Genomic DNA, 207 nt, shown 5'->3' with positions numbered 1-207 from the left:
CCCATGGCGAATACACCTCCACCAATAAGCGCCGCCAGCGCTCATCTAACACATGTTCGCGGCAATCCTGATCGGCGTGAGCGTGGATCAAACTGAAACCGCCGTGACGGTAATCCGCTAAAAAACCCACATGGCTGGGGTCGGATTTTTGCGGTGATTTAAACAGGGCAATATCACCGGGCTGCCATAAATGTTCCGCGATGGGAT

1 protein-coding gene is annotated in these 207 nt (G+C 53.6%); it reads right to left on the bottom strand.

Annotated elements, in window-relative coordinates:
- A partial coding sequence (locus tag MO867_RS23455) for a C40 family peptidase (protein WP_252473582.1) occupies positions 1 to 207 on the bottom strand: 207 nt, incomplete at both ends.

The organism is Microbulbifer okhotskensis, from assembly GCF_023895975.1.
GTDB lineage: Bacteria > Pseudomonadota > Gammaproteobacteria > Pseudomonadales > Cellvibrionaceae > Microbulbifer > Microbulbifer okhotskensis.
The sequence above is the reverse complement of the archived record's forward strand: the minus strand, read 5'-3'. Positions and strand labels throughout refer to the sequence as shown.